The sequence below is a fragment of the Micromonospora pallida genome, assembly GCF_900090325.1.
Taxonomy (GTDB): Bacteria; Actinomycetota; Actinomycetes; order Mycobacteriales; family Micromonosporaceae; genus Micromonospora; species Micromonospora pallida.
The window spans coordinates 3,803,494-3,824,891 of sequence record NZ_FMHW01000002.1 but is presented as its reverse complement, the minus strand read 5'-3'; the positions used below and the strand labels follow the sequence as shown (position 1 = coordinate 3,824,891).

Annotated in this window: 20 protein-coding genes; 12 read left to right on the top strand and 8 right to left on the bottom strand. The window is 72.8% G+C overall.

Annotation, left to right across the window (positions count from 1 at the left end; all coding sequences use genetic code 11):
* Positions 1 to 336: 336 nt before the first annotated feature.
* On the top strand, positions 337 to 2,679 hold the full coding sequence (locus GA0074692_RS15435) for a tetratricopeptide repeat protein (RefSeq protein ID WP_141725292.1): 2,343 nt from the start codon (positions 337 to 339) through the stop codon (positions 2,677 to 2,679).
* 104 nt (positions 2,680 to 2,783) lie between these two features.
* On the opposite strand, the gene GA0074692_RS15430 is transcribed toward GA0074692_RS15435, so the two are convergent.
* The 4 genes from GA0074692_RS15430 to GA0074692_RS15415 form a co-directional block, all read right to left on the bottom strand.
* Positions 2,784 to 3,104, bottom strand: a complete 321-nt coding sequence (locus tag GA0074692_RS15430; RefSeq protein WP_091645194.1) for an antibiotic biosynthesis monooxygenase family protein — start codon at positions 3,102 to 3,104, stop codon at positions 2,784 to 2,786.
* A 72-nt stretch (positions 3,105 to 3,176) separates the two neighbouring features.
* The gene (locus GA0074692_RS15425; protein ID WP_141725291.1) at positions 3,177 to 3,686 is read right to left on the bottom strand and encodes a hypothetical protein; all 510 of its coding nucleotides are present in this window, start codon (positions 3,684 to 3,686) and stop codon (positions 3,177 to 3,179) included.
* 65 nt (positions 3,687 to 3,751) lie between these two features.
* Positions 3,752 to 4,549: an exodeoxyribonuclease III gene (locus tag GA0074692_RS15420; RefSeq protein WP_091645190.1), complete on the bottom strand. Its 798-nt coding sequence runs from the start codon at positions 4,547 to 4,549 to the stop codon at positions 3,752 to 3,754.
* 89 nt (positions 4,550 to 4,638) lie between these two features.
* Positions 4,639 to 5,559, bottom strand: a complete 921-nt coding sequence (locus GA0074692_RS15415) for a proteasome assembly chaperone family protein (protein WP_091645188.1) — start codon at positions 5,557 to 5,559, stop codon at positions 4,639 to 4,641.
* Positions 5,560 to 5,991: 432 nt separating this feature from the next.
* On the opposite strand from GA0074692_RS15415, the gene GA0074692_RS15410 reads away from it, so the two are divergent.
* The 3 genes from GA0074692_RS15410 to GA0074692_RS15405 all read left to right on the top strand — a co-directional run bounded on the left by GA0074692_RS15410 (position 5,992) and on the right by GA0074692_RS15405 (position 7,905).
* Complete coding sequence (locus tag GA0074692_RS15410) at positions 5,992 to 6,879, top strand: peptidase M23 (RefSeq protein ID WP_141725290.1); 888 nt, start codon at positions 5,992 to 5,994, stop codon at positions 6,877 to 6,879.
* Between the two features lie 62 nt (positions 6,880 to 6,941).
* The gene (locus GA0074692_RS34755; RefSeq protein ID WP_176738457.1) at positions 6,942 to 7,088 is read left to right on the top strand and encodes a hypothetical protein; all 147 of its coding nucleotides are present in this window, start codon (positions 6,942 to 6,944) and stop codon (positions 7,086 to 7,088) included.
* 43 nt (positions 7,089 to 7,131) lie between these two features.
* Positions 7,132 to 7,905: an EcsC family protein gene (locus GA0074692_RS15405; RefSeq protein WP_091645182.1), complete on the top strand. Its 774-nt coding sequence runs from the start codon at positions 7,132 to 7,134 to the stop codon at positions 7,903 to 7,905.
* A 170-nt stretch (positions 7,906 to 8,075) separates the two neighbouring features.
* Here the strand turns inward: GA0074692_RS15405 and GA0074692_RS15400 are convergent, their stop codons facing one another.
* Positions 8,076 to 8,942 (bottom strand): GDSL-type esterase/lipase family protein, encoded by an 867-nt coding sequence (locus tag GA0074692_RS15400; RefSeq protein ID WP_091645180.1) that lies wholly within the window; start codon positions 8,940 to 8,942, stop codon positions 8,076 to 8,078.
* Between the two features lie 271 nt (positions 8,943 to 9,213).
* Between GA0074692_RS15400 and GA0074692_RS15395 the strand changes: the two genes are divergently transcribed.
* From GA0074692_RS15395 to GA0074692_RS15370, 6 genes are all read left to right on the top strand, one after another.
* Positions 9,214 to 9,477 (top strand): DUF6343 family protein, encoded by a 264-nt coding sequence (locus GA0074692_RS15395; protein WP_091645178.1) that lies wholly within the window; start codon positions 9,214 to 9,216, stop codon positions 9,475 to 9,477.
* Between the two features lie 12 nt (positions 9,478 to 9,489).
* Positions 9,490 to 10,902, top strand: a complete 1,413-nt coding sequence (locus GA0074692_RS15390; protein WP_091645176.1) for an NADP-dependent succinic semialdehyde dehydrogenase — start codon at positions 9,490 to 9,492, stop codon at positions 10,900 to 10,902.
* Between the two features lie 153 nt (positions 10,903 to 11,055).
* On the top strand, positions 11,056 to 12,018 hold the full coding sequence (locus GA0074692_RS15385; RefSeq protein ID WP_091653523.1) for a TIGR03885 family FMN-dependent LLM class oxidoreductase: 963 nt from the start codon (positions 11,056 to 11,058) through the stop codon (positions 12,016 to 12,018).
* Between the two features lie 156 nt (positions 12,019 to 12,174).
* Positions 12,175 to 12,831 (top strand): PH domain-containing protein, encoded by a 657-nt coding sequence (locus GA0074692_RS15380; RefSeq protein WP_245730320.1) that lies wholly within the window; start codon positions 12,175 to 12,177, stop codon positions 12,829 to 12,831.
* Between the two features lie 267 nt (positions 12,832 to 13,098).
* Positions 13,099 to 14,298, top strand: a complete 1,200-nt coding sequence (locus tag GA0074692_RS15375) for a snapalysin family zinc-dependent metalloprotease (RefSeq protein ID WP_091645173.1) — start codon at positions 13,099 to 13,101, stop codon at positions 14,296 to 14,298.
* Positions 14,299 to 14,600: 302 nt separating this feature from the next.
* Positions 14,601 to 15,329: a PP2C family protein-serine/threonine phosphatase gene (locus tag GA0074692_RS15370; RefSeq protein WP_091645170.1), complete on the top strand. Its 729-nt coding sequence runs from the start codon at positions 14,601 to 14,603 to the stop codon at positions 15,327 to 15,329.
* A 113-nt stretch (positions 15,330 to 15,442) separates the two neighbouring features.
* On the opposite strand, the gene hrpB is transcribed toward GA0074692_RS15370, so the two are convergent.
* The 3 genes from hrpB to GA0074692_RS15355 form a co-directional block, all read right to left on the bottom strand.
* Positions 15,443 to 17,965 carry an ATP-dependent helicase HrpB gene (gene hrpB / locus GA0074692_RS15365; protein WP_091645167.1) on the bottom strand — a complete coding sequence of 841 codons (2,523 nt, stop codon included), beginning with the start codon at positions 17,963 to 17,965 and terminating at the stop codon, positions 15,443 to 15,445.
* Positions 17,966 to 18,027: 62 nt separating this feature from the next.
* Positions 18,028 to 18,222 carry a DUF397 domain-containing protein gene (locus GA0074692_RS15360; RefSeq protein ID WP_091645165.1) on the bottom strand — a complete coding sequence of 65 codons (195 nt, stop codon included), beginning with the start codon at positions 18,220 to 18,222 and terminating at the stop codon, positions 18,028 to 18,030.
* Positions 18,223 to 18,254: 32 nt separating this feature from the next.
* Complete coding sequence (locus GA0074692_RS15355) at positions 18,255 to 19,097, bottom strand: helix-turn-helix domain-containing protein (RefSeq protein ID WP_091645162.1); 843 nt, start codon at positions 19,095 to 19,097, stop codon at positions 18,255 to 18,257.
* 141 nt (positions 19,098 to 19,238) lie between these two features.
* Between GA0074692_RS15355 and GA0074692_RS15350 the strand changes: the two genes are divergently transcribed.
* Complete coding sequence (locus tag GA0074692_RS15350; RefSeq protein ID WP_245730319.1) at positions 19,239 to 19,859, top strand: GOLPH3/VPS74 family protein; 621 nt, start codon at positions 19,239 to 19,241, stop codon at positions 19,857 to 19,859.
* Positions 19,860 to 19,976: 117 nt separating this feature from the next.
* Positions 19,977 to 21,389, top strand: coding sequence for an APC family permease (locus tag GA0074692_RS15345; protein ID WP_425413388.1), 1,413 nt, complete (start codon positions 19,977 to 19,979; stop codon positions 21,387 to 21,389).
* Positions 21,390 to 21,398: the final 9 nt, after the last annotated feature.

The following is a 21,398-nucleotide window of genomic DNA, read 5'->3' as shown; positions in this document are numbered from 1 at the left end:
GATCCTCGCGGTGCACATGGCCGCCCTGGTCGCCGTCGACGCCCACCACCACGACCGGACACCACCGGCGCAGCCGCACGCCCTGTCGGTGTACCTGCTCAACCGGGAACGCGCCCACTGGCACCACCTGCACGCCCGCACCGAGGCCCGCCGACCCACCAGCCCGGAGGTCATGGGCCGCGCCGTCTACCTGGCCACCCTCACCGGCCCTGTCAGCCGCGACGACGCCACCACCATCCTGACCCGCACCCAGGTCGCTGAACCCGGCGTCGCCACGATCATCGACGACCACCGGTTCTGCTATCCCCCGACGACCCCGGCACCGTCCTCCAGGCGTTGCGGCCCGACCGGCTCGGCGAAGACCTCATCGCCCTCTCCACGCCCGGACACCCACACACCGGCGCCGACGACTGGCAACCCGACGACTGGGCCGCCACCGCCGCACACAACCTCCTCACCGGTGAACCTGCCGCTGAACCCGCCACCTGGGCTCCCGGTGCGATCACCGTTCTGGTGGAAACCGCCCACCGCTGGCCCCACATCGCCACCGACGTGCTGTACCCACTGATCCGGCAACACCCCGAACTGGCCCTGGCCGCCGGCGGCGCCACCATCACCCGCCTCGCCGAACTTCCCCACGCCGACATCACCGTGCTACAAGCCGTCGACGCGCTGCTGCCGGACCGGCACATCAACCTCGACACCGCCGCTGCGGCTATCAGCACCGCACTCATCCACCATCGCCTCGGCGCCGCCGTCGACCCGGCCGAGCAAGCCGGACTGCTCACCACCCATGCACGGCGTCTGACCAACGCGGGCCGCCATGACGAGGCCTTGGCCCCATGCGAGGAGGCCGCCACCATCCACCGTTGGCTGACTGAGGGGAACCCAGCCGTCCACCTGCCCAATCTCGCCGTGTCGATGAACAACCTCGGCACAACTCTGTCCAGGCTGGGTCGCCGTGCCGAGGCCTTGGCTGCGGCCGAGGAGGCGGTGGCTATCCATCGTCGGTTGGCTGCGGCGGATTCGGCCGTTTACCTGCCCAGCCTCGCTGTGTCGTTGACCCATGTCGGGGTGGCTCGGTCCGCACTGGGCCGCCGTCACGACGGCCTGGCCGCGGCCGAGGAAGCCACCAGCATCTGTCGCCGGTTGGCTGAGGAGAATCCGGCCGTTCACCTGCCCGATCTCGCTCTGTCATTGACCAACCTCGGTAACGACTTGTCCGAGCTGGGCCGCCGTGACGACGGTCTGGCTGCGGTTGAGGAGGCGGTGGCTATCTATCGTCGGTTGGCTGCGGCGGATCCGGCCGTTTACCTGCCCAATCTCGCCGCGTCGTTGACCAACGTCGGGGCGTCCCGGTCTGAGCTGGGTCGCCGTGCCGAGGCCTTGGCTGCGGCCGAGGAGGCCACCGGAATCTGTCGCCGGTTGGTTGAGGTGAATCCGGCCGCCTACCTTCCTGGCCTCGCCTTGTCGTTGACCAACCTGGGCGGCTGCCTGTCGGAGTCGGGTCGCCGTGACGAGGCCGTGGCCGCGGCCGAGGAAGCCACCGGAATCTATCGTCGGTTGGTTGAGGTGAATCCGGCCGCGTACCTGCCCGATCTCGCTCTGTCGTTGACCAGCCTCGGCGTGTTCCTGTCCGAGTTGGGTCGCCGTGCGGAGGGTCTGGCTGCGGCCGAGGAGGCGGTGGTGATCTATCGACGGTTAGTCGAGGTGAATCCGGCCGCCTACCTACCTGGCCTCGCCGCGTCGTTGACCAACCTCGGCCTCCGCCTGTCCGAGTTTGGTCGCCGTGCGGAGGCCCTCGCTGCGGCCGAGGAAGCCAGCGGCATCCGTCGCCGGTTGGCTGAGGTGAATCCGGCCGCGTACCTGCCCAATTTCGCCGTGTCGTTGGTCAACCTCGTTGCGTCTCTCTCCGGGCTGGGCCGCCGTGCGGAGGCCCTGGCTGCGGCCGAGGAGGCGGTGGTGATCTACCGTCGGTTGGTCGAGGTGAGCCCGGCCGCGTATCTGCCCAATCTTGCCGCGTCGTTGACCAATCTCGGCGCGTCGCTGTCCAGGCTGGGCCGTGCGGAGTGTCTGGCTGTGGCGGAGGAGGCGGTGGTGATCTACCGTCGGTTGGTCGAGGTGAGCCCGGCCGCGTATCTGCCCAATCTTGCCGCGTCGTTGACCAACCTTGGCGCGTTTCTGTCCGGGCTGGATCACCGTGAGGAGGCCCTGGCTGCGGCCGAGGAGGCCAGTGGCATCTACCGTCGGTTGGCTGAGGTGAGTCCGGCCGCATACCTGCCCAATCTCGCCGTGTCGTTGACCAACCTCGGTTCGTTCCTGTCCGAGTTGGGCTGCCGTGAGGAGAGCCTGGCTGTGGCGGAGGAGGCGGTGGCGATCTACCGTCGGTTGGCTGAGGGGAATTTGCCCGCCTACCTACCCGGCCTCGCCAGCTCGTTGCGGAAATACGCCCAGGTGTGTGTGAACGTGAAGGCCAACCTGCCGCAGGCGTGGGAGACTGCCATTGAGTCCATCTACGTCTATCAGCAATTGGCCGAACAGTTGCCGCAGGTGTTCGGAAATCAGCTGTTGTCGGCCTACCGCACTTTGGTCGATGTGCTGGAAGCGCTTGGCCGTAGGGACGAAGCAAACGTCCTCCGCCAGCAGCTCAAGGAGGCCCTGGCGGGACGTAGCGAGTGAGCGGCGGTGCCTGATTGAGGGCTGGCGTCGTGAGGAAGAGCGGCTGACGTACAGCCTGGCGGGCCTGCCGGCGGCCGGGAGTTGGCGCCGGCAGACCGGTCGGGTCACGGGGTGCCGGAGACCTCCTGCACCACCTCGAACTCCAGCAGGTTGGCACCGGTGGCGACCGGCTTGCGTTGCTCGCCGCCCTCGCCGCCGCCGTGCGCGGCCCGCGCCGGCCCGGACGCCCACGCCTGGTACGCCTCTTCCGACTCCCACCGCGTGTACACGAAGTAGCGGGTCTCGCCGGCCACCGGGCGGAGCAGTTCGAAGCCGAGGAAACCGGGGGATCCTTGCACCGCGCCACCCCGGGCGGCGAACCGGCGCTCCAGTTCCTCGCCGGTACCGGGCGGGACGTCGATCGCGTTGATCTTCACGACTGCCATGGCACCCACCTTAGGCTGTCGACGGGTGGCCGTTACCCGGCTCCCTGTAGGGCTGAGCGGCGCGGGTGGTGCTCACTTGACGACGTGAAAGTCAGGCCGGGCGATCCAGGCGGCCATGGCCGCCGCGTCGAGATAGACGGCGTCGCCAACCCGGATGCAGCGGCCCGCGTCGTCCAGGCGACGCAGCAGGGTCGCGGTGGGCGGGTCGTGGAACTCGACGAACACCCAGCCGTCGGTCCGCTGTGTGACCTGCTGAGCCATCCGGGCGAGGGCGGGCCGGCCAGCGAGGTCGCTGACGAAGATGTGCAGCCCGATGTCGCAGCGCATCGTCGTCCCGGCGGCCCGTTCGACGAGCTGTAGCTCCTCCGGATCCGTCTCGGCCTCGGCCGGTTGGATGTCGTAGCCGTAGGGCAGGCCGTCGGCAGAGTGCCAGTAGCGCGGATCGGGCTCATACCGAGTCAGGCCCTCGGAGACCATCTCTTCCACCAGGATCGGTTCGACCCGCTCAGGTGGATACGGACTCAGGACGCTCAAGGCTGTGCCACCCACAGGCAAGAAGTAGACACGGCCCTGCCCCGTCACGCCACACACCAAGGACCGCGATGACGGGACGCTGACTTTCGCTCCGGTCGTGTGCCAGGGCCGAGTCAGAGGGGTTCGACGGCGGGCTCCAGGTCGACGTCGACCACGATCGGGGCGTGGTCGGACGGGCCCTTGCCCTTGCGGGCCTCCCGGTCCACGTACGCCGCGCGGACCCCGTGGGTGAACTGCGCGGAGGCGTACACCAGGTCGATCCGCATGCCCTTGTTCTGGTGGAACATCCCCGCCCGGTAGTCCCAGTAGGTGAACGGGTGCGGCCCCTTCATCGGGGTGGGCACCACGTCGGTCAGCCCGAGGTCACGCAGGGCGGCCAGGGCGGCCCGCTCGGCGGGGGTCACGTGGGTCGAGTTCACGAAGACGGCCGGGTCCCAGACGTCGTCGTCGGTGGGGGCGACGTTGAAGTCACCGCAGACGGCCAACGGCGACCCGCCGCGCAGCTCGCTGGCGAGGGCGTCCCGCAGTGCGGCGAACCAGGCCAGCTTGTACGCGTAGTGCGGGTCGTCCGGGGTGCGCCCGTTCGGGACGTACACCGACCAGACCCGCAGCCCGTCGCAGGTGGCCGAGACAGCGCGCGCCTCCGGCTCGGGGAAGCCCGGCTGGCCGGGAAATCCGACCGTGACGTCGGCCAGGCCCACCCGGGACAGGATGGCCACCCCGTTCCACCGTCCGTCGCTGTGGCTGGCCACGGTGTAGCCCAGCTCGCCCACCTCCGCCACCGGGAACGCGCCGTCCGGGCACTTGGTCTCCTGGAGGCAGACCACGTCCGGCGCGGTGCCGGCGAGCCAGTCGAGCAGCCGGGGCAGCCGGGCCTTCACCGAGTTCACGTTCCAGGTCGCCAGGCGCATGGCTCCAGCCTGCCCGATCCGGTCACCGCCCGCCCGCCGGAAACGCCCGGCAGGAACGCCAGCCGGGAACGCCTGCCAGGAAGGCCCGGTCAGGTGCCCGGGGTGTCGCCCGGTCGGCTCTGCTCGGCGAGGAAGCGTTCCAGCTCAGCGCCGAGTTCGTCGGCGGTGGGCAGGGGACCGGTCTCCTCGGCGAGCAGGTTCTTCCCGCCCCGTCCCCGGGCGAACGCGTCGTACTGCTCCTCGAGCGCCTGGACCAGGGTGGCGGCGTCGTCGGTCTGGGCGACCTGGCGGTCGATCTCCACCCGGACCACCTCGGCGGCCGAGCGCAGCCCGTCGCTGGGCAGCAGCAGCCCGGTGCTGCGGGACACCGAGGAGAGCAGCACCTCGGCGGCGGCCGGGTACTCGGTCTGCGCGACGTAGTGCGGCACGTGCACGGCGAAGCCGATGGCGTCCCGGCCGTTCTGGCCGAGCCGGAACTCCAGCAGGTGGCCCACGCTGCCGGGCACCTGCACCCGCTGCAACCACGGCTCGTAGCCGACGATCAGCTCGCGCCGGGTGGCGTGCGCGGTCACCCCGGTCGGTCGGGTGTGTGGCACGGCCATCGGGATCGCGTTCAGCCCCACGGTGAGCCGGACGTCCAGCCGCGCGGCGAGGTCGCTGACGGCCGCCACGAACCGCTCCCACTGGAGGTCCGGCTCGGGGCCGGTGAGCAGGAGGAAGGGGGTCTCGTCGTCGTCGTGGAGCAGGTGCAGCTCCAGCTTGGGCTCGTCGTACTGCTCCCAGTGGTCCTCGACGAAGGTCATCACCGGTCGGCGGGAGCGGTAGTCGAAGAGCTGGTCCACGTCGAAGGTGGCGACGGTCCGGGCCTCGAGGGTGGTGAGTAGCTGTTCCCGGGCCAGTCGGGTGGCGTTGCCGGCGTCGACGAAGCCGGTCAGCGCCTGGATGAGCACCGGCTGACCGAGGTCGGGCAGATCGTCGGTGAGCTGGTACAGCTCCTGTGGGTCGAGCACCGGTCTGGACCTCCCTGGAGGGCACGGATGGGCGGCCGTGGGGCAACGGCACCCGATACGGGAAACGTATTCGCCATCTTGGTGCATTCCTTCGTGGCCCGGTGGAGGGGGCGGTGTCCTCCCAGTTCCGGCCCGCCGGTCGGAACCGGGACGACCCCCGGCGGGGAAGCGACCTCGATGTCGGCCTTTCGGCTGATGTCCGATCCACCGTACGGTGGGCTGGCGGTCACTGCTCTCGGCGGGCCGGACGGTGGGGAGATTCGCGTCGGTCCGGACCGGGCCGGAGTTGTCCGAGGGAAATGACCGTCCTGCCGACTTTGCCGCAGAAGATGCGCACAGATGGGGATCTAGTGGGGTTGATTGGCAAAAATGTGGGCAGTGCCATAGATCACCCAGGGTTGGGAACCCTCGTTCCCTGCTTAGCCTCGGCGAATGCGTGACGATGACAAGATCCACAGTCAGCCCGCTTCCACCGGCGCGGATGGCCGAAAGGTTGATGTCGCATCGCCCGAAGAGGTGACCGCGCCGGGTGGGCGTCCCGCCTCCGGCCGGGGGCTGCTCCGTACCCTTACCCGCCGGTCCGGCTCTCCACGCCCCGGCCGAGCCGCCGTCGCCCTCGCCTCCGCCGCCGTGTGCGGCCTCGGCCTGGTCGCCGTCGTCGAACTTCAGGCGGACGACCGGTCGCCCGGCACCGACCGTTCCGCGGCCAGCACCGACCTGGTCGAGCGAGCCGAGCAGGAAGCCGCCTCGCGTGGGCAGGTCCGGACGCCGTCCGCCCCGGCCAGCCCTTCGCCCAGCGCGTCAGCCGTGCCCACGCCCCGCGCGACGACCACCACCCCGACGAAGAAGCCCACCCCGCGCAAGCCGGTCGATCCCGGCCCGGTGGCCGGCCTGACCGTCGCCCAGATGAACAACGCCAAGAAGATCGTGCGGGCCGGCCGCGCCATGGGCGTACCCCGTCGCGCGCTGGTCATCGCGGTGGCCACCGCGATGCAGGAGAGCAACCTCTACAACCTCGCCAGCGGGGTGGTCCCCGAGTCGCAGAACCACCCGAACCAGGGCGTCGGCTGGGACCACGACTCCATCGGTCTCTTCCAGCAGCGCGCCAGCATGGGCTGGGGGACGGTCGCACAGATCATGGACCCGGCGTACGCGACCCGACAGTTCCTCACCGTGCTGCTGACCGTGCCCGGCTGGCAGCAGATGCGGCTGACCGACGCGGCCCAGGCCGTGCAGGTGTCGGGCTTCCCCGAGGCGTACGCGCAGCACGAGTCCCGGGCGACGGTGATCGTCAACGCGATCGTGGCACCCGCCACGTAACAGGGCGTGCGGCTTGCCCGGCCGGGGTACACATGAGGGCAGGCGCACGACAGGAGGACGTCATGTCAGCACTGATGCAGAAGATCAGCCGGTTCCTTCGCTCCCCGCAGGGGCAGCAGTTGGTCGAGCGTGGTCGCCGGGAACTCGCCAAGCCGGCCACCCAGCAGAAGCTGCGGGGCCTGGCTGCGAAGCTCGGCAAGCGGCGCTGACCGCCCCGTCGTACCTCTCCCCGCCGACCCCCGGAGTCATCCCGTGACCGACCCCACCCCCGTCGACGGCCAGCCCGTGCCCCTGCCGAGTCCGCCCGCCACCCCCGTGCCCGCCACCCCCGTGCCCGCCGAGTCCCTGGACGCCCCCGAGGCGCCGCCGGCCCGGCTCTGGGACCGGATGCGGGAAGATCCGCAGTACGCCCCGGAGCACCTTGCCCTGGAGGCGGTGCGGCGGCTCGGCCCGGAGGCGGCCCGTTGGGCCGAACGGACCCGCGCGGAACAGCCCGGCATCTCCACCGAGGCCCTCGCCGACCAGGCGGTACGCCGCTTCGTCAACCGGGCCCGACTCTCCGGCGCGGTCTCTGGTGCCGCCGGGCTGCCCGGCGCGGTGATCGACGTGGGGGTGCTCGCCTGGACGCAGGCCCGGATGGTGCTGCACGTCGCCGCGGCGTACGGGGTGGACCCCCGGCACACCGACCGGGCGACCGACCTGCTCGTCCTGCAGAAGGTGCACAAGGTGGCCGAGAGCGCCCGGCTGGCCCTCGGCGTCGCCGCCGGCCGGGAGCGGGCCGGCGCGCTCTTCGGCCGTGGCTCCCAGCAGGCCCTGGGCCGGGTGATGCTCAAACTCGGCGTGCGGCTGGCCCAGATGGCCGGGGTACGCGCGGCCAAGCGGGTCTTCGCCAAGGTCGTGCCGGGCGCGGCGATCATCCTCGGCACCTGGGCCAACTCCTCGGCCACCAAGGATCTCGCCCGGCGGTCCCGGGCCCTCTACGCCCAGCACCGGACCGGCGTGGTCCCGCCCCCACGCCAACCCTGACCGACCGCGCCACCGGCGCGACGTCGCGTCCGCACCGAGGCCGGACGTCCGGAGCGCCACCGGGCCGGGCGTTCGGCCCGGCTCCAGCCCGCCCGTCTGCCCGGGCGCTCGGCCAGCCTCCGTCCGCCCGTCCGCCCGGCTGCCACCAGGTCGGGCGGCCGGCGCGCCGGTCAGTCGGCGAAACCGGCGGCCGACCAGGTCACCTCGGCGAGCCGCTGCTGACCGGCGTTGTTCGGGTGGAAGTGGTCGAGGGTGTTGACGTCGTCCAGGGTGAACCGCACCCGGTGCGCGGCGCCCCGGTCGTACCGGCAGCGCGAGCCGTACGCCCGGCAGGCGGCGGACAACTGGTCGTTGTAGGCGTCGATCCGTTCCCGGAAGACCCGGCGGCGTTCCCGGTCGGCCGCCGCCGTCGAGGTGGGCGCGGCGAGCAGGGCCGGGCAGACGCCGCGCTGCCAGGACCGTAACGCCCGCTCGTCGGTGTGCCCGACCTCCCAGAGCCGGTGCAGGTCCGGGATGCTCACCACGAGCACCCGGGCCTTGGGTCGTCCCTCGCGCAGCGTCCGCAGCGCCCGGTCGACCTGTTCGCGGAACGTCGCCACCGGGGTCATCGCCTCGATGGTGCCCCGGCAGGCGTCGTTCGCGCCGATCAGCACCGTGACGTAGTCGGCCCGGTCGCGGACCGCGCGGGTGGCCTGGTCGGCCAGGGCGGACGCGCGGGCCCCCGGCTTCGCGTGGTTGTATGCCCGACCGCGGATCCCCGGGTTCAGCTCGAGCAGCCGCCGGTAGTGGCTCTCCACCCGCCGACCGTCCCCCGTGGACCAGGAGTTTCGCTCGCAGGACGAGAGCACCAGGCAGGTGCCGAAGCCGGTGCTGATCGAGTCGCCGAGCGCGGCCATCACCACCGGGGTGCCGGGTCGGGGAGTGTCCCGGGGCGGGCGGGGCGTGGCTCCGCCGTCGCCTCCTCCACCGCCGCCCTCGCAGGCCAGCGCCACCAGCGCCGACAGGCTGGCCACGGCGGCGACCCAACGTCGAGGCATGAGCTTCCCGTCCCGGAGCGCGGTGCGACAGCGTGGTCACCTTACGCGTTCGTCGTCGGCCGTCGACTGCCCGGCGTCGGACATCCGGCACAACCGTCCGGTGCCGAACCCGGTGTGGTACGGCGGGCTGGGACGCACCGGCCGGACGGCGCGGCCACCCGGATCCGCGCGGCGATCGGACGGCGCGGCTACCCGGATCCGCGCGGCGACCGACCGGCCCGGGCCTGGGCGCGTCAGGTTAGCCGCGCGGACCATCGGGTAGTTCGCCGGAATGACGCGATCGCAGCCCCGAGGTGCCCGGGGCACCGTCGGCCACGCCTACAGCGCGTTGAACCTGCGACTGGCCCTGGCCTCCTTCGGGCTCGTCACCATGGTGGCCTTCGCCGTGCTGGCCGCCTGGGTCGGCCTGCCCTGGCTGGCCGTCGTCTGCGGCGTCCTCGCCGTCGTGGCGGTGGTCGACATGGTCGTCGTCCAGCGCCGTCGGGCCGCCCGCCGACGGGAGGAGCCGGGCGTGCGCCACTCACTCTTCGAGTGACAGGAGTACGACATGTCCATCGCCACCACCAACCCCGCCACCGGTGAGGTGCTCAGGACGTACGACGAGATGTCGCCCGACCGGATCGACGCCGCCATCGCCGCCGCGCACCGGGGATTCGCGGAGCTGCGCGGCACCTCGGTCGCGCAACGGGCCCGGTGGCTGACCGCGGCGGCCGACCTGCTCGACGCCGAGCGCGACGACATCGCCCGGGTGATGACCACGGAGATGGGTAAGACGTACGCGTCGGCCAAGGCCGAGGTGACGAAGTGCGCCACCGCCTGCCGGTTCTACGCCGACAACGCCGGGCGTTTCCTCGCCGACGAGCCGGCCGACGCGGTGGCGGTGGGGGCTCGGCGAGCGGTCGTTCGTTACCAGCCGATCGGGCCGGTGCTCGCGGTAATGCCGTGGAACTTCCCGCTCTGGCAGGTGATCCGGTTCGCCGCGCCGGCTCTGACGGCCGGCAACACCGGCCTGCTCAAGCACGCCTCGAACGTGCCGCAGACCGCGCTCTGGCTGGGGGAACTGTTCCGCCGGGCCGGCTTCCCCGAGGGAGCATTCAGTACGCTGCTGGTCGGCTCGTCCGCCGTCGAGCGGGTCCTCACCGACCCCCGGGTCCGCGCGGCGACGCTGACCGGCAGCGAGCCGGCCGGCCGGTCCATCGCCGCGATCGCCGGCCGCGAGCTGAAGAAGACGGTGCTCGAACTCGGCGGCAGCGACCCGTTCGTGGTGATGCCCTCGGCCGACCTGGACCGGGCCGCCGAGGTCGCCACCACCGCGCGCTGCCAGAACAACGGCCAGTCCTGCATCGCCGCGAAACGGTTCATCGTGCACGCTGACGTCTTCGACGCGTTCACCGAACGGTTCGTGGATCGGATGGCGGCGCTGCGGGTCGGCGACCCGATGGACGAGCGGACCGACGTCGGGCCGCTGGCCAGCGAGCGGGGCCGGGACGAGGTAGCCGCCCAGGTACGCGACGCGGTCGGCCGGGGCGCCCGGCTGCTCTGCGGTGGTGAGGTGCCCGACCGGCCCGGCTGGTGGTACCCGCCGACCGTGGTCACCGACCTGACGCCCGAGATGCGGATGTGGGGCGAGGAGGTCTTCGGCCCGGCCGCCGGCCTCTACCGTGTGTCGTCGTACGCGGAGGCGGTCGAGGTGGCCAACGGCACCAGCTTCGGCCTCGGCGCGAACGCCTGGACCCGTGACCCGGACGAGCAGGAGCGGTTCGCCACCGACCTGGACGCCGGGAGCGTCTTCGTCAACGGGATGACCACCTCCTTCCCGGAGCTGCCCTTTGGCGGCGTGCGGAACTCCGGCTACGGACGGGAGTTGTCGGCGTTGGGCATGCGCGAGTTCTGCAACGTCAAGACCGTCTGGGTCGGCGAGGGCGGACCTTCGGCGGGCGCCGGCGCGCACGCCGAGTGAGGGCATCGGGGTGGTAGCAAGGCTGAGGTGGTAGCAGGGTGAGGTGGTAGCAGGGGTCCCCTACAGTGCGTTTTCGCACTGTAGGGGACCCCTGCTACCACCCGGGGCGGGGTGTCGGTTGTCGGGCGGCGGTTCTGGGTACGGGTCGTCGGCATGACGGTGTTCGGCATCCACGCCTCCCACGAGCAGATCCACCCCACCGAGCTGCTGGAGGCGGTGGTACGCGCGGAGCGGGCCGGGTTCGACGCGGCCATGTGCTCGGACCACTTCGCCCCGTGGAGCGAACGGCAGGGGCAGTCCGGCTTCGCCTGGTCCTGGCTCGGTGCCGCCCTCCAGGCCACCAACTTGCCGCTCGGCGTGGTCAACGCCCCCGGCCAGCGCTACCACCCGGCGATCATCGCGCAGGCGATCGGCACCCTCGGCGCGATGTACCCGGGCCGGTTCTGGGCCGCGCTCGGCACCGGCGAGGCGTCCAACGAGCACATCACCGGCGACCCCTGGCCCCGCAAGGACCTGCGCAACGCCCGGCTGCGTGAGTGCGTGGACGTGATTCGCGCGCTGCTGGCCGGGGAGGAGGTCAGCCACGACGGGTTGGTCCGGGTGGACCGGGCGAAGCTGTGGACCCGACCCGAGCAGCCGCCCGCCCTCGTCGGCGCGGCGGTCAGCGTGGCCACCGCCCGCTGGTGCGCCGAGTGGGCCGACGGCCTGATCACCGTCAACGCCCCGCTGCCGCACCTGCGCGCCATGATCGACGCCTACCGGGACGCCGGCGGGCGGGGACCGTTGAGCCTTCAGGTGCACCTGAGCTGGGCGGGGGACCAGGCAGAGGCCGAGCGGATCGCGTACGACCAGTGGCGCAGCAACGTCTTCGCCCCGCCGGTCTGCTGGGACCTGGAGACCCCCGAGCACTTCGACGCGATCTCGCAGGACGTGCCGATGGAGCGCCTGCACCGGGTGGTCAACATCTCCGCCGACCTCGGTCGGCACACGGGGTGGCTGGCGGAGTACCTCGACCTCGGGTTCGACCGGATCTTCCTGCACCACGTCGGGCAGGAGCTGGGCTCGTTCGTCGACGTGTTCGGCGCCGAGGTCCTGCCCCGGCTGCGGACCCGTTGACCGGCCGCCCGGGCAGCAACGTCACATTGCGACTGTATTGAAAACCTTTCCGGAGTGCGTTACGTTGCGACCGCAACGCAAAGTGGGGTCGGTGCGACGCGACGGGTCTGCGGCCCGGCGACACGGCTGACCCGCCCTACCGGAAGGGACCGGTCGTTGACCGACACCGCCACACGGGCCGGCCGTCGGGCCGGGGCGCCGGCGCTGCGCCGGGCTGTCGCGTTCGAGGCAGCCCTGTGGCGCAGCCTGCTCGCCTGGGTGCGCCGCCGTCCGCCCGTGGTCGAGCCGGGCGGTACGGCGTTCGGCTACGCGGCCACCGTCACGCCCCTCTTCTGGGTCTTCATCGGCGTCTCGGCGGTCGAGGTCCCGATGCTCGACGTGATCATCGCGCACACCGTCGGGTGGCGCTGGCTGCGGATCCTCGCGCTCGTCGTCGGCGTCTACGGGCTGTTCTGGATGTTCGGCCTGCTCGCCGCCATGCGGTGGCACCCGCACGTGGTGGGGCCGGCGGGGCTGCGGGTCCGCTACGGCGGGTCGATCGACATCCGGATCCCGTGGGAGGACGTCGCCGAGATCCGCCCCCGATCCCGTCAGTTGGCCGCGAGCCGGACCGTCCAGTCCGAGGCGGGTGACGCCGGGGTGATCCTGAGCATCGTCACGGGCAGTCAGACCAGCGTCGACGTGGTCCTGCGCCGACCGACGTCGGTGCTCCTGCCCAAGGGGCCGAGCGAGCCGGTCACCGAGCTGCGGTTCCACGTGGACGACCCCCGGGCTCTCGTGGCCCTGGCGCACCGGCACCTCGACGTGGCGTAGCCGCACGCTGGGGTCCGGCCCGTACGACCCGGTGGGGCCGCCGGGAGCCGTTCCGGCCGATACGACCCCCGGTGGGGCCGCCGGAGCCGTTCCGGTCCGGTAGGCGGGATTCGTGGTGCGGTCACCCGTTCCGGCACCGGCTGGCGTCCGGCGCGGTCCGGAACGTATGACCCAATCACTATTCGTGTCGAGTGCACCACTTCTCATAAAATCGATTTACTTCGATTGTGGTGGCGACGACGCCACTGCGGACCAGGGGAGTGGTTGATGTTCCGACGGAAACTGTCCCGCGCGGCGGGGGCCGCGCTCGCGCTCGCGCTGTCCCTCGCCGGTGTCCAGGCCGTCGGCGGTACGCCGGCCTCCGCCGACGTCGGCGCCGCCGTCCGTACCGTCTACTACGACGCCAGCCGGGCCGGTGAGTTCCGGACCAACTTCGACCAGGCCGCCGCGATCTGGAACAGCCGGGTCAGCAACGTCCGGCTGGTGGCCGGCACCCCGGCCACCGTCACCATCTACGTGGACAGCGGCTGGCCGCGTGCCTACGTGTACGGGCTGGGCCGGGGCGTGATCTACATGGGCTGGCAGGCGGTGAACGAGGGCTACAACCGGACCCGGATCGCGTCTCACGAGTTCGGTCACATCCTCGGCCTGCCCGACCGGCGTACCGGCCTCTGCTCCGACCTGATGTCCGGCAGCAGCGCGCCGGTCTCCTGCACCAACGCCTACCCGAGCGCGACCGAGGCCGCCCAGGTCAACTCGCTCTTCGCCGGCAGCCGCACCACGGCCGACGTCGCCGGCACCTTCGTCTGGCCGGGGTCGGACGAGATCTCGCCGCTGGTCGTCAACGGCCGGCCGGCCACCGAGAACTACCCGTGGATGGTCTACACCTCCGGCTGCACCGGCACGCTGATCAAGTCGAACTGGATGGTCACCGCCGATCACTGCCCGACGCCGGCCTCCGTGCGAGTGGGCAGCATCGACCGCACCAGCGGTGGCACGGTGGTCGGCGTGAGCCGGGCGGTCAGTCACCCGACCATCGACGTCAAGCTGTTCCAGCTCGCCAGCTCGGTCAGCTACACCCCGGCGGTCATCCCCACCAGCTCCGGCGCGGTCGGCACCGCCACCCGGATCATCGGCTGGGGCCAGACCTGCCCGACCCGGGGCTGCGGTCCGGCCCCGACCATCGCCCACGAGCTGGACACGTCGATCGTCACCGACACCCGCTGCCGCGGCATCAACGCCCCGTACGAGATCTGCACCGACAACACCAACGGCAACTCGGGCGCCTGCTACGGCGACTCCGGCGGCCCGCAGGTGCGCATGATCAACGGGGTGTGGAACCTGATCGGTGCGACCAGCCGGGCTGGCAACCTCAACCCGACCTGCGCCACCGGTCCGTCCATCTACGGCGACCTGCCGTCGATCCGGAGCTGGATCAACACCCAGGTCGGCGGCCTGCCGGTCTGACCCGATCGCACCCACGTCGCGGGTGTCGCCCTACTCCGGGCGGCGCCCGCGACGCTTTCCCTCCGGGCGGGATGCCTAGGTCGCCGCTTCGGCGATATCGGGCTTTCTCCGCTCACGGACACCCCGATATCGCCAAGAACGCTCGCTGGTGGAGACGTGCACGCTGACCAGCACGGGACCGGGCCGGACGGGCGGTCGGCTCGGTCATGCGTCCGGCGCGGAGAGTGAGATTCGCCGCGCCACGGCTCGCCGACGGTGATCTACTAGAGACAACCCGCCCTCCTCCTGGCAGGCTGCGTCCCATGACCCTGAAGCTGCGTTCCACGGGAGCGACCGACCGTGGCCTGATCCGAAGCGGCAATCAGGACGCCTTCCACGCCGGCACCTGGCTTGTCGCCGTCGCCGATGGTATGGGCGGGATGGCGGCCGGTGACCTCGCCAGTTCCATCGCCATGCAGGCCGTCACCCCGCTGGACCTGGCGACACCGGAGGACGCGCTGGTGGCGGCGCTGCGCGGCGGAATCGAGCTGGCCACCGGCCGGATCCGCCGGGCCGTCGAGGAGGACCCGGACCGCCAGGGCATGGGCACCACCCTCACCGCGCTGCTGTTCGCGCGGACCGGGAGCTGCCTGGCGCTGGCCCACGTCGGCGACTCCCGCGCCTACCTGTTCCGGGAGGGCGTGCTCAAGCAGATCACCCGGGACGACACCTTCGTGCAGATGCTCGTCGACCAGGGGATGATCACACCGGAGCAGGCCAGCAGCCACCCCCGCCGGGCGGTGGTCACCCAGGCCCTCCAGGGCGGCGAGGTCTCCCCGGCCTACGCCACCATGGTGCCCTGGGCCGGGGACCGCTGGCTGCTGTGCAGCGACGGCCTCTCCAACGTGGTCAGCGCGGACACCCTCACCGAGGTGCTCACCGACCACCCCGACCGTGAGGAGTGCGCCCGCCGGCTGATCGACCTGGCCCTGCGGGCGGGTGGTCCGGACAACATCACCGTGGTCGTCGCCGACATCGTCGCTGAGGACTGACCGCCGTCGAGGACTGACCGCAGCCGAGGACCGACCGTCGCGGATGGCGCCGCCGCCGCTCCGTCCGACGACGGCCGGAGAGACGGTGGGCGGAGCGACGGCGGGCGGAAACATCACCGGCGGCGGGCGGTGGTGTGCCGGGTCGGTGGCGCGCTGGTGGGATCCTCCGGCCACGGGTGGCGTGGGTAGCGCCCGCGCAGCTCCCCCCGCACCTGCGGGTACCCGACCCGCCAGAACGAGGCCAGGTCCGCGGTGACCGCCACCGGTCGGCCGGCGGGGGAGAGCAGGTGCAGCAGCACCGGCACCCGCCCGTCGGCGATCCGGGGCACCCGCTGCCAGCCGAAGGTCTCCTGGAGCTTCACCGCGAGCACCGGGGCGGCCGGGTCGGCGTACCCCACCCGGACCCGGCTGCCGCTCGGTACGGTGATCCGCTCGGGGGCCAACTCGTCCAGCCGGGCGGCCTGGGGCCAGGGGAGCAGCCGACGCAGCGCCCCGACCACGTCGATCCGGGCCAGGTCGGCGCGCCGGCGCGCCCGGCCCAGTTCCGGCCCGAGCCACTCGGGCGCGGCGGTGAGCAGGGCGCCGTCGTCGACCGCCGGCCAGTCGTCGCCGAGCGCGTGCCGGCAGAACGCCAGCCGTTCCCGCAGCGACCGGGCCGCCGGGGTCCAGTCGAGCAGGTCGAGCCCGTCCCGCCGCAGGCCGGTCAGGAGCGCCGCGCCCACCGCCTCCGGGTCCGGTCGGGACAGCGGCCGTTCGGTCAGCTCGATCGCGCCGAGCCGGGTCAGCTCGCGGGCCAGCACGTCCCCGTCGGACCAGGCGACCTGACGTTCCTCGCGGACCAGCGCCGCGCCGGCCTCCCGGGCGGTCGCCTCGTCGAGCGCGGCGGCGGCGCGGATCCGGGCGGTCGGGGCGCCGGGGGAACGGTCGGCCACCGCCACCGCGAGCCAGTCGCAGCCGACCAGCGCCGACCCGGGGGCCAGCTCCGCGGCGGTCCCGCCAGCCATCAGGTACGCCGAGCCGCCCGGCCGGCGGACCCGGGCGAGCCGCTCGGGGTACGCCAGGCCGACCAGCAGCCCGACGGCCAGGTCGTCGGGGATCCGATCCGACACTGCCGACCGGGTCCCGCCCGGCGGTGGATCCTGGGGTAGGGCGGCGCGCAGTCGGCGTACCTCGGTCCGCCAACGGGCGGTGCCGGCGGGATCGGTGCCGGCGCGCAGCCGTCGCCAGCCCGCCACCAGGTCGTCGCCGGGACCGACCTCCTCGCTGAGCAGGGCCACCACCTCGGCGGCCCGGTCCGTGCCGACCCGGGCCGCCCCGTCGAGCAGCGCCCGGCCCAACCGGGGCTGGAGGCCGGCCGCCGCGATCGCCCGACCCCGTCCGGTGATCCGCCCCTCGGCGTCGGTCGCGCCGAGCGTGCCGAGGGTCTGCCGGGCCACCGCCATCGCCGCCGCCGGCGGCGGGTCGGGCAGCGCCATACCGGCACCGTCCGGCTGCCCCCACGCCGCCAGCTCCAAGGCGAACCCGGTCAGGTCGGCGGTGGCGATCTCCGGCTCGGGCTGGGCGGCGAGCCGTTCGTGGGTGGCCGGGGACCAGCAGCGGTAGACGTGCCCGGGAGCCTCCCGGCCGGCCCGACCGGCCCGCTGGGTCGCGGCGGCCCGGGAGACCGGCACGGTGACCAGCGCCCCCAGGCCCCGCGCCAGGTCGGTCCGGGCGATCCGGCTCAGTCCGGCGTCGACCACCACCCGGACGCCGGGCACGGTCAGGCTGCTCTCCGCGACCGCCGTGGCCAGCACCACCCGCCGCCGGTCGGCCGGACGCAGCGCGGCGTCCTGCTCGGCACCTCGCTGCCGGCCGTGCAGCGGCACCAGGGCGACCCGGTCGCGCTGGTCGGCGAGGCGGGCGGTGACGTCGGCGATCTCCCCGGCGCCCGGCAGGAAGACCAGGACGTCACCGTCCTGTTCGGCCAGCGCCCGGCGGACCGTCGCGGCCACGTGGTCGAGCAGCGCGGGATCCACCCGGTTACCCCGGTAGCCGGCGGCGGGACGGGCTGGGGGAGCCCAGATCCGGGCTACCGGGTGCAGTGCCGCCTCGGCCCGGACCACCGGCGCGGGCGTCGCTCCGCCGAGCAGGCCGGCGAACCGGTCCGCCTCGGCGGTCGCCGACATGGCCAGCAGCCACAGGTCGGGCCGGAGCGTGGCGCGGGCCTCCACGGTGAAGGCGAGGGCCAGGTCGGCGTCGAGGTGCCGCTCATGGCACTCGTCGAGCAGCACCGCCGCCACACCGGGCAGTTCCGGGTCGCGGTGCAGCCGCCGGACCAGCAGCCCGGTGGTGACCACTTCGATCCGGGTGGTCGGGCCGCTGCGCCGGTCGCCGCGCACGGCGTACCCGACGCGGTCGCCGACCCGTTCGCCGAGCAGCGTCGCCATCCGGTGCGCCGCCGCCCGCGCGGCCACCCGGCGCGGCTGGGCGATCAGCACCCGGCCGTCGACCTCGCCGGCGACCGCCAACGGCGTCAGGGTGGTCTTCCCGGTGCCCGGCGGCGCGACCAGCACGGCGGCGCCCGTCGTGCGCAGGGCCGCGGTCAGCGTCGCCAGGACCGGCCGGACCGGCAGTTCGAGGGGTACGTCGCGGAGCACGCCCCAGTCTCGCACCGTCGGCCGAAGTGCCGGTCGCTGCCGACGACGGCCGGGTGGGCGAGTCAGTCCAGCGCGTCGAGACCGGCGACGAAGTGCCGCCACGACGCGCGCGGGAACACCAACACCGGGCCCGGCCGGTCCTTGCTGTCCCGGACGGCCACCCGACCGTCGACGCCGGCGACCTCCACGCAGTTGCCGTTGCCGCTGCTGCGGGTGCTGGTGTGCCACTCCGCACCGGTCAGGTCGAGCAGGGTCATCGCGGTGTACCCCTCGCAGGAGTATGGCTTGATTACGTAAAGTAGCGAGAAGCGTCCTCAAGTCGGGTCATGGAGTCCGCCGGAGTAAGCGCCATCTGGCGCAGCCTCTCGTGCACCAGGGTATACCCCCGCACGTGTTCGGCGCCCTCCAGAGCCAGCCCCATCGTGAGATTGTCCAGGTAAACCACGGCATTGTCGGCGGCGTCGGCGAAGTGCAGGATGACGTACGGCGTGCTCATGGCGGGGTGCCCGCCAGCCATGAATGGAAGTATCTGAATGGTGACGTTGGGTAGTTGCGCCACTCGGCTGATGTGGCTCAACTGATCGGCCATCACGGCCGGGGTGCCGACCGGGCGTAGCAGCACCGCCTCGTTCAGCACCACCGACATCTGGACCGGGGTGTCCCGGTGCAACACGCTCTGCCGGTGCAGCCGGGCGGCGACCTTCCGCTCCAGCCCCTCCTCGCCGGCGGTCAGCCGGTAGATCTCCCGGGCGTACGCCTCGGTCTGGAGCAGGCCGGGTACCGCCTCGGCCTCGTACGTCCGCAGCGTCGCCGCCTCGGCCTCCAGTCCGACGTAGAACTCGAACCACTCCGGCAGCACGTCGCTGTAGTTCTGCCACCAGCCGCGTTGCTGCGCCCCACGGGCGATCTCGACCAGTGCCTCGGCGTCCGCACCGGTCACCTGGTAGAGCGCCAACGCGGCGCGTACGTCGCGGGGTTTGATGCCGATCTGCGCGTTCTCGATCCGGGAGAGGTTGCTCTTGGACATGTCGAGCTGCCGTGCGGCGACGTCGAGGGTCATCCCGGCGCGCTCCCGCAACTGCCGGAGTTCCCGGGCGATGCGCCGGCGGCGGACGGTGGGGCTGGCGGTCACGCGGCCGAGTCTGCCACGGGCACTCTTCGCAGGTCGCAGGCCCCGAGCATGCAACCCCGGGAATCCGGGAGTTGCATTTGATCGATCATGACGGCATCCTTTCTCCCGGTCCCGAGCACAGTGGACGAAGGGGAGGATTCGTTGCTCATCGCGGACGAGTTCTTCCTCATCGCCCACGGCGACAGCCGCGGCCGGGCTCGGCTGAACCCGACAGCCACCGGCCTCGGCCTCGCCGGCGCTCTCCTCGGCGAACTGGTCCTCACCGGACGGATCACCGTCTCCGCCGGCCAGGTGTCCGTACTGGACGACCGTCCGCCCGCCGACGCGCTGGCCGGCAGTGTGCTGGCCCAGCTACTCGGGCAGCGGGAGCACCGGTTCGTCCGGACCTGGCTCGGTTTCCTCGCCGACACCGCCGCCGACGCGGTGGGGGAGCGGCTGAGCCGGTCGGGGGTGGTGCGCCGGGAGGAGAAGCGTCGCCTGCTGCGGACCACGGTCGACTACGTGGCCACCGACGTCAACGCGCTCGCCTGGCCGGCCACCCGCCTGCTGGCCCTGCTGGACCGCCCTCACCCGCCGACCGTGCCGGACGCGCTCCTGTGCGGGCTGGTCTCGGCCACCGGGCTCACCCGCGACCTGCTCTGGCCGGCCAGCCCCCGCGCCCAGCACCGGTTCGGCGTGTTGCTGCCGGCGCTGCCGATGCCGCTGCGGGAGCTGGTGGCGCACACCGAGGCGGCGGTCGGCGCGGCCGTGCTCCGCGCCTAGCGGTCCCTGTCACCCCTCCGACCGGAAGTGGCCATGCCCGTCGCGCCCACCCCCTCGCCCCTGATCCCGGACCGCCCCGGCGACGTCCCCCCGATGCTGACCCCGGGGCGACGTGGGGTGCCCGCGGTGCTGCTCTTCACGCTCTCCGCGGCGGCCCCGCTGACCGTCGCGGCCGGGGTGCTTCCCACCGCGTACGCGGTGACCGGGGTGGGTGCCCTCAGCGCGGCGATCCTCGCGGTCGCGGTGCTGCTCGGCCTCTTCTCGGTGGGCTACCTGGCGATGTCGCGGCGGATGACGCACGTCGGCGCGTTCCACGCGTACGTGGCCCGGGGTCTCGGCCGGCCGGCCGGGGTCGGCGCGGCCTGGGTGGCCCTGATCGTGCACAACGTGCTGCAGGTCGGGCTCTACGGGGCGGTCGGCGCGGCCACCGCCCCGCTGCTGGCCCGCTGGGTCGGAGGCACCCCGGCCTGGTGGCTGGTGGCGTTGGCCGCCTGGGCGTTGGTCGCCGTGCTGGGTGGGTCCGGGGTGACCGTCGGCCGGCGGGCCCTGGCCGTCCTGCTGCTGGCCGAGGTCGCGGTGCTGCTCGCGTTCGACGTCGGGCACCTGCTGCACCCGGCCGACGGACTGCCCGGGCCGGACGCTTTCTCCCCGGCCCACCTGCTCACCCCGGGGGCTGGGGCGCTGCTCGTCGTCGCCACCGTCGGCTTCGTCGGGTTCGAGTCCGCCGTGCTGCTGCGGGAGGAGAGCCGGGACGCGCGGACGGTGCCCGCCGCCACCTGCCTCGCGGTGGGGATCGTCGGGGTGGTGCTGGCGTTCTCCGCCTGGACGCTGACCGTGGCCACCGGGCCGGACCGGGTCGCCGCGGTAGCCGGCGAGCAGGGTGTCGACCTGCTCTTCACCCTGGCCGGGGAGCAGCTCGGACCCGGCGCCGTCGGCCTCGGGCGGGTGCTGCTGGTGACCTCCGTCCTGGCCGCGCTGGTCTCGCTGCACCACACCACCGCCCGGTACGCGTTCGCCCTGGGGCGGGAACGGCTGCTCCCCGCGCCGTTCGGTGAGACCTCGCCGCGCACCGGCGCCCCCCGACTGGCCTCGGCCGCGCAGAGCGTGGTCGGGTTCGTGGTGATCGTCGGGTGCGCGTCGGCCGGGCTGGAGCCGGTCCGACACCTCTTCTACGGCGCCATGGCCACCGGCGCGCTCGGCATGCTGCTGCTGACCACGGCGACCTCGTTCGCGGTGCTCGCCTTCTTCTCCCGCGAGGTCACCGACGAGAACCTCTGGCGGCGGGCGGTCGCCCCGGCCCTGACGACGGTTGCCCTGGTGGCGGTCGTCGTGCTGGCGCTGGCGGACGTCACCGTGCTCCTCGGCGTCGGACCGGACTCCCCGCTGCGCTGGGCGGTCCCGGCGGTCTTCCCGCTGACCGCGACGGCGGGCACGCTCTGGGCGCTGCTGCTCCGGTCCCGCCGGCCCCGGGCGTACGCGCGGATCGGCCTCGGTCCGGAGAGCGCCGCCGCCGACCTGCCGGACGGGTGACGCCGGACG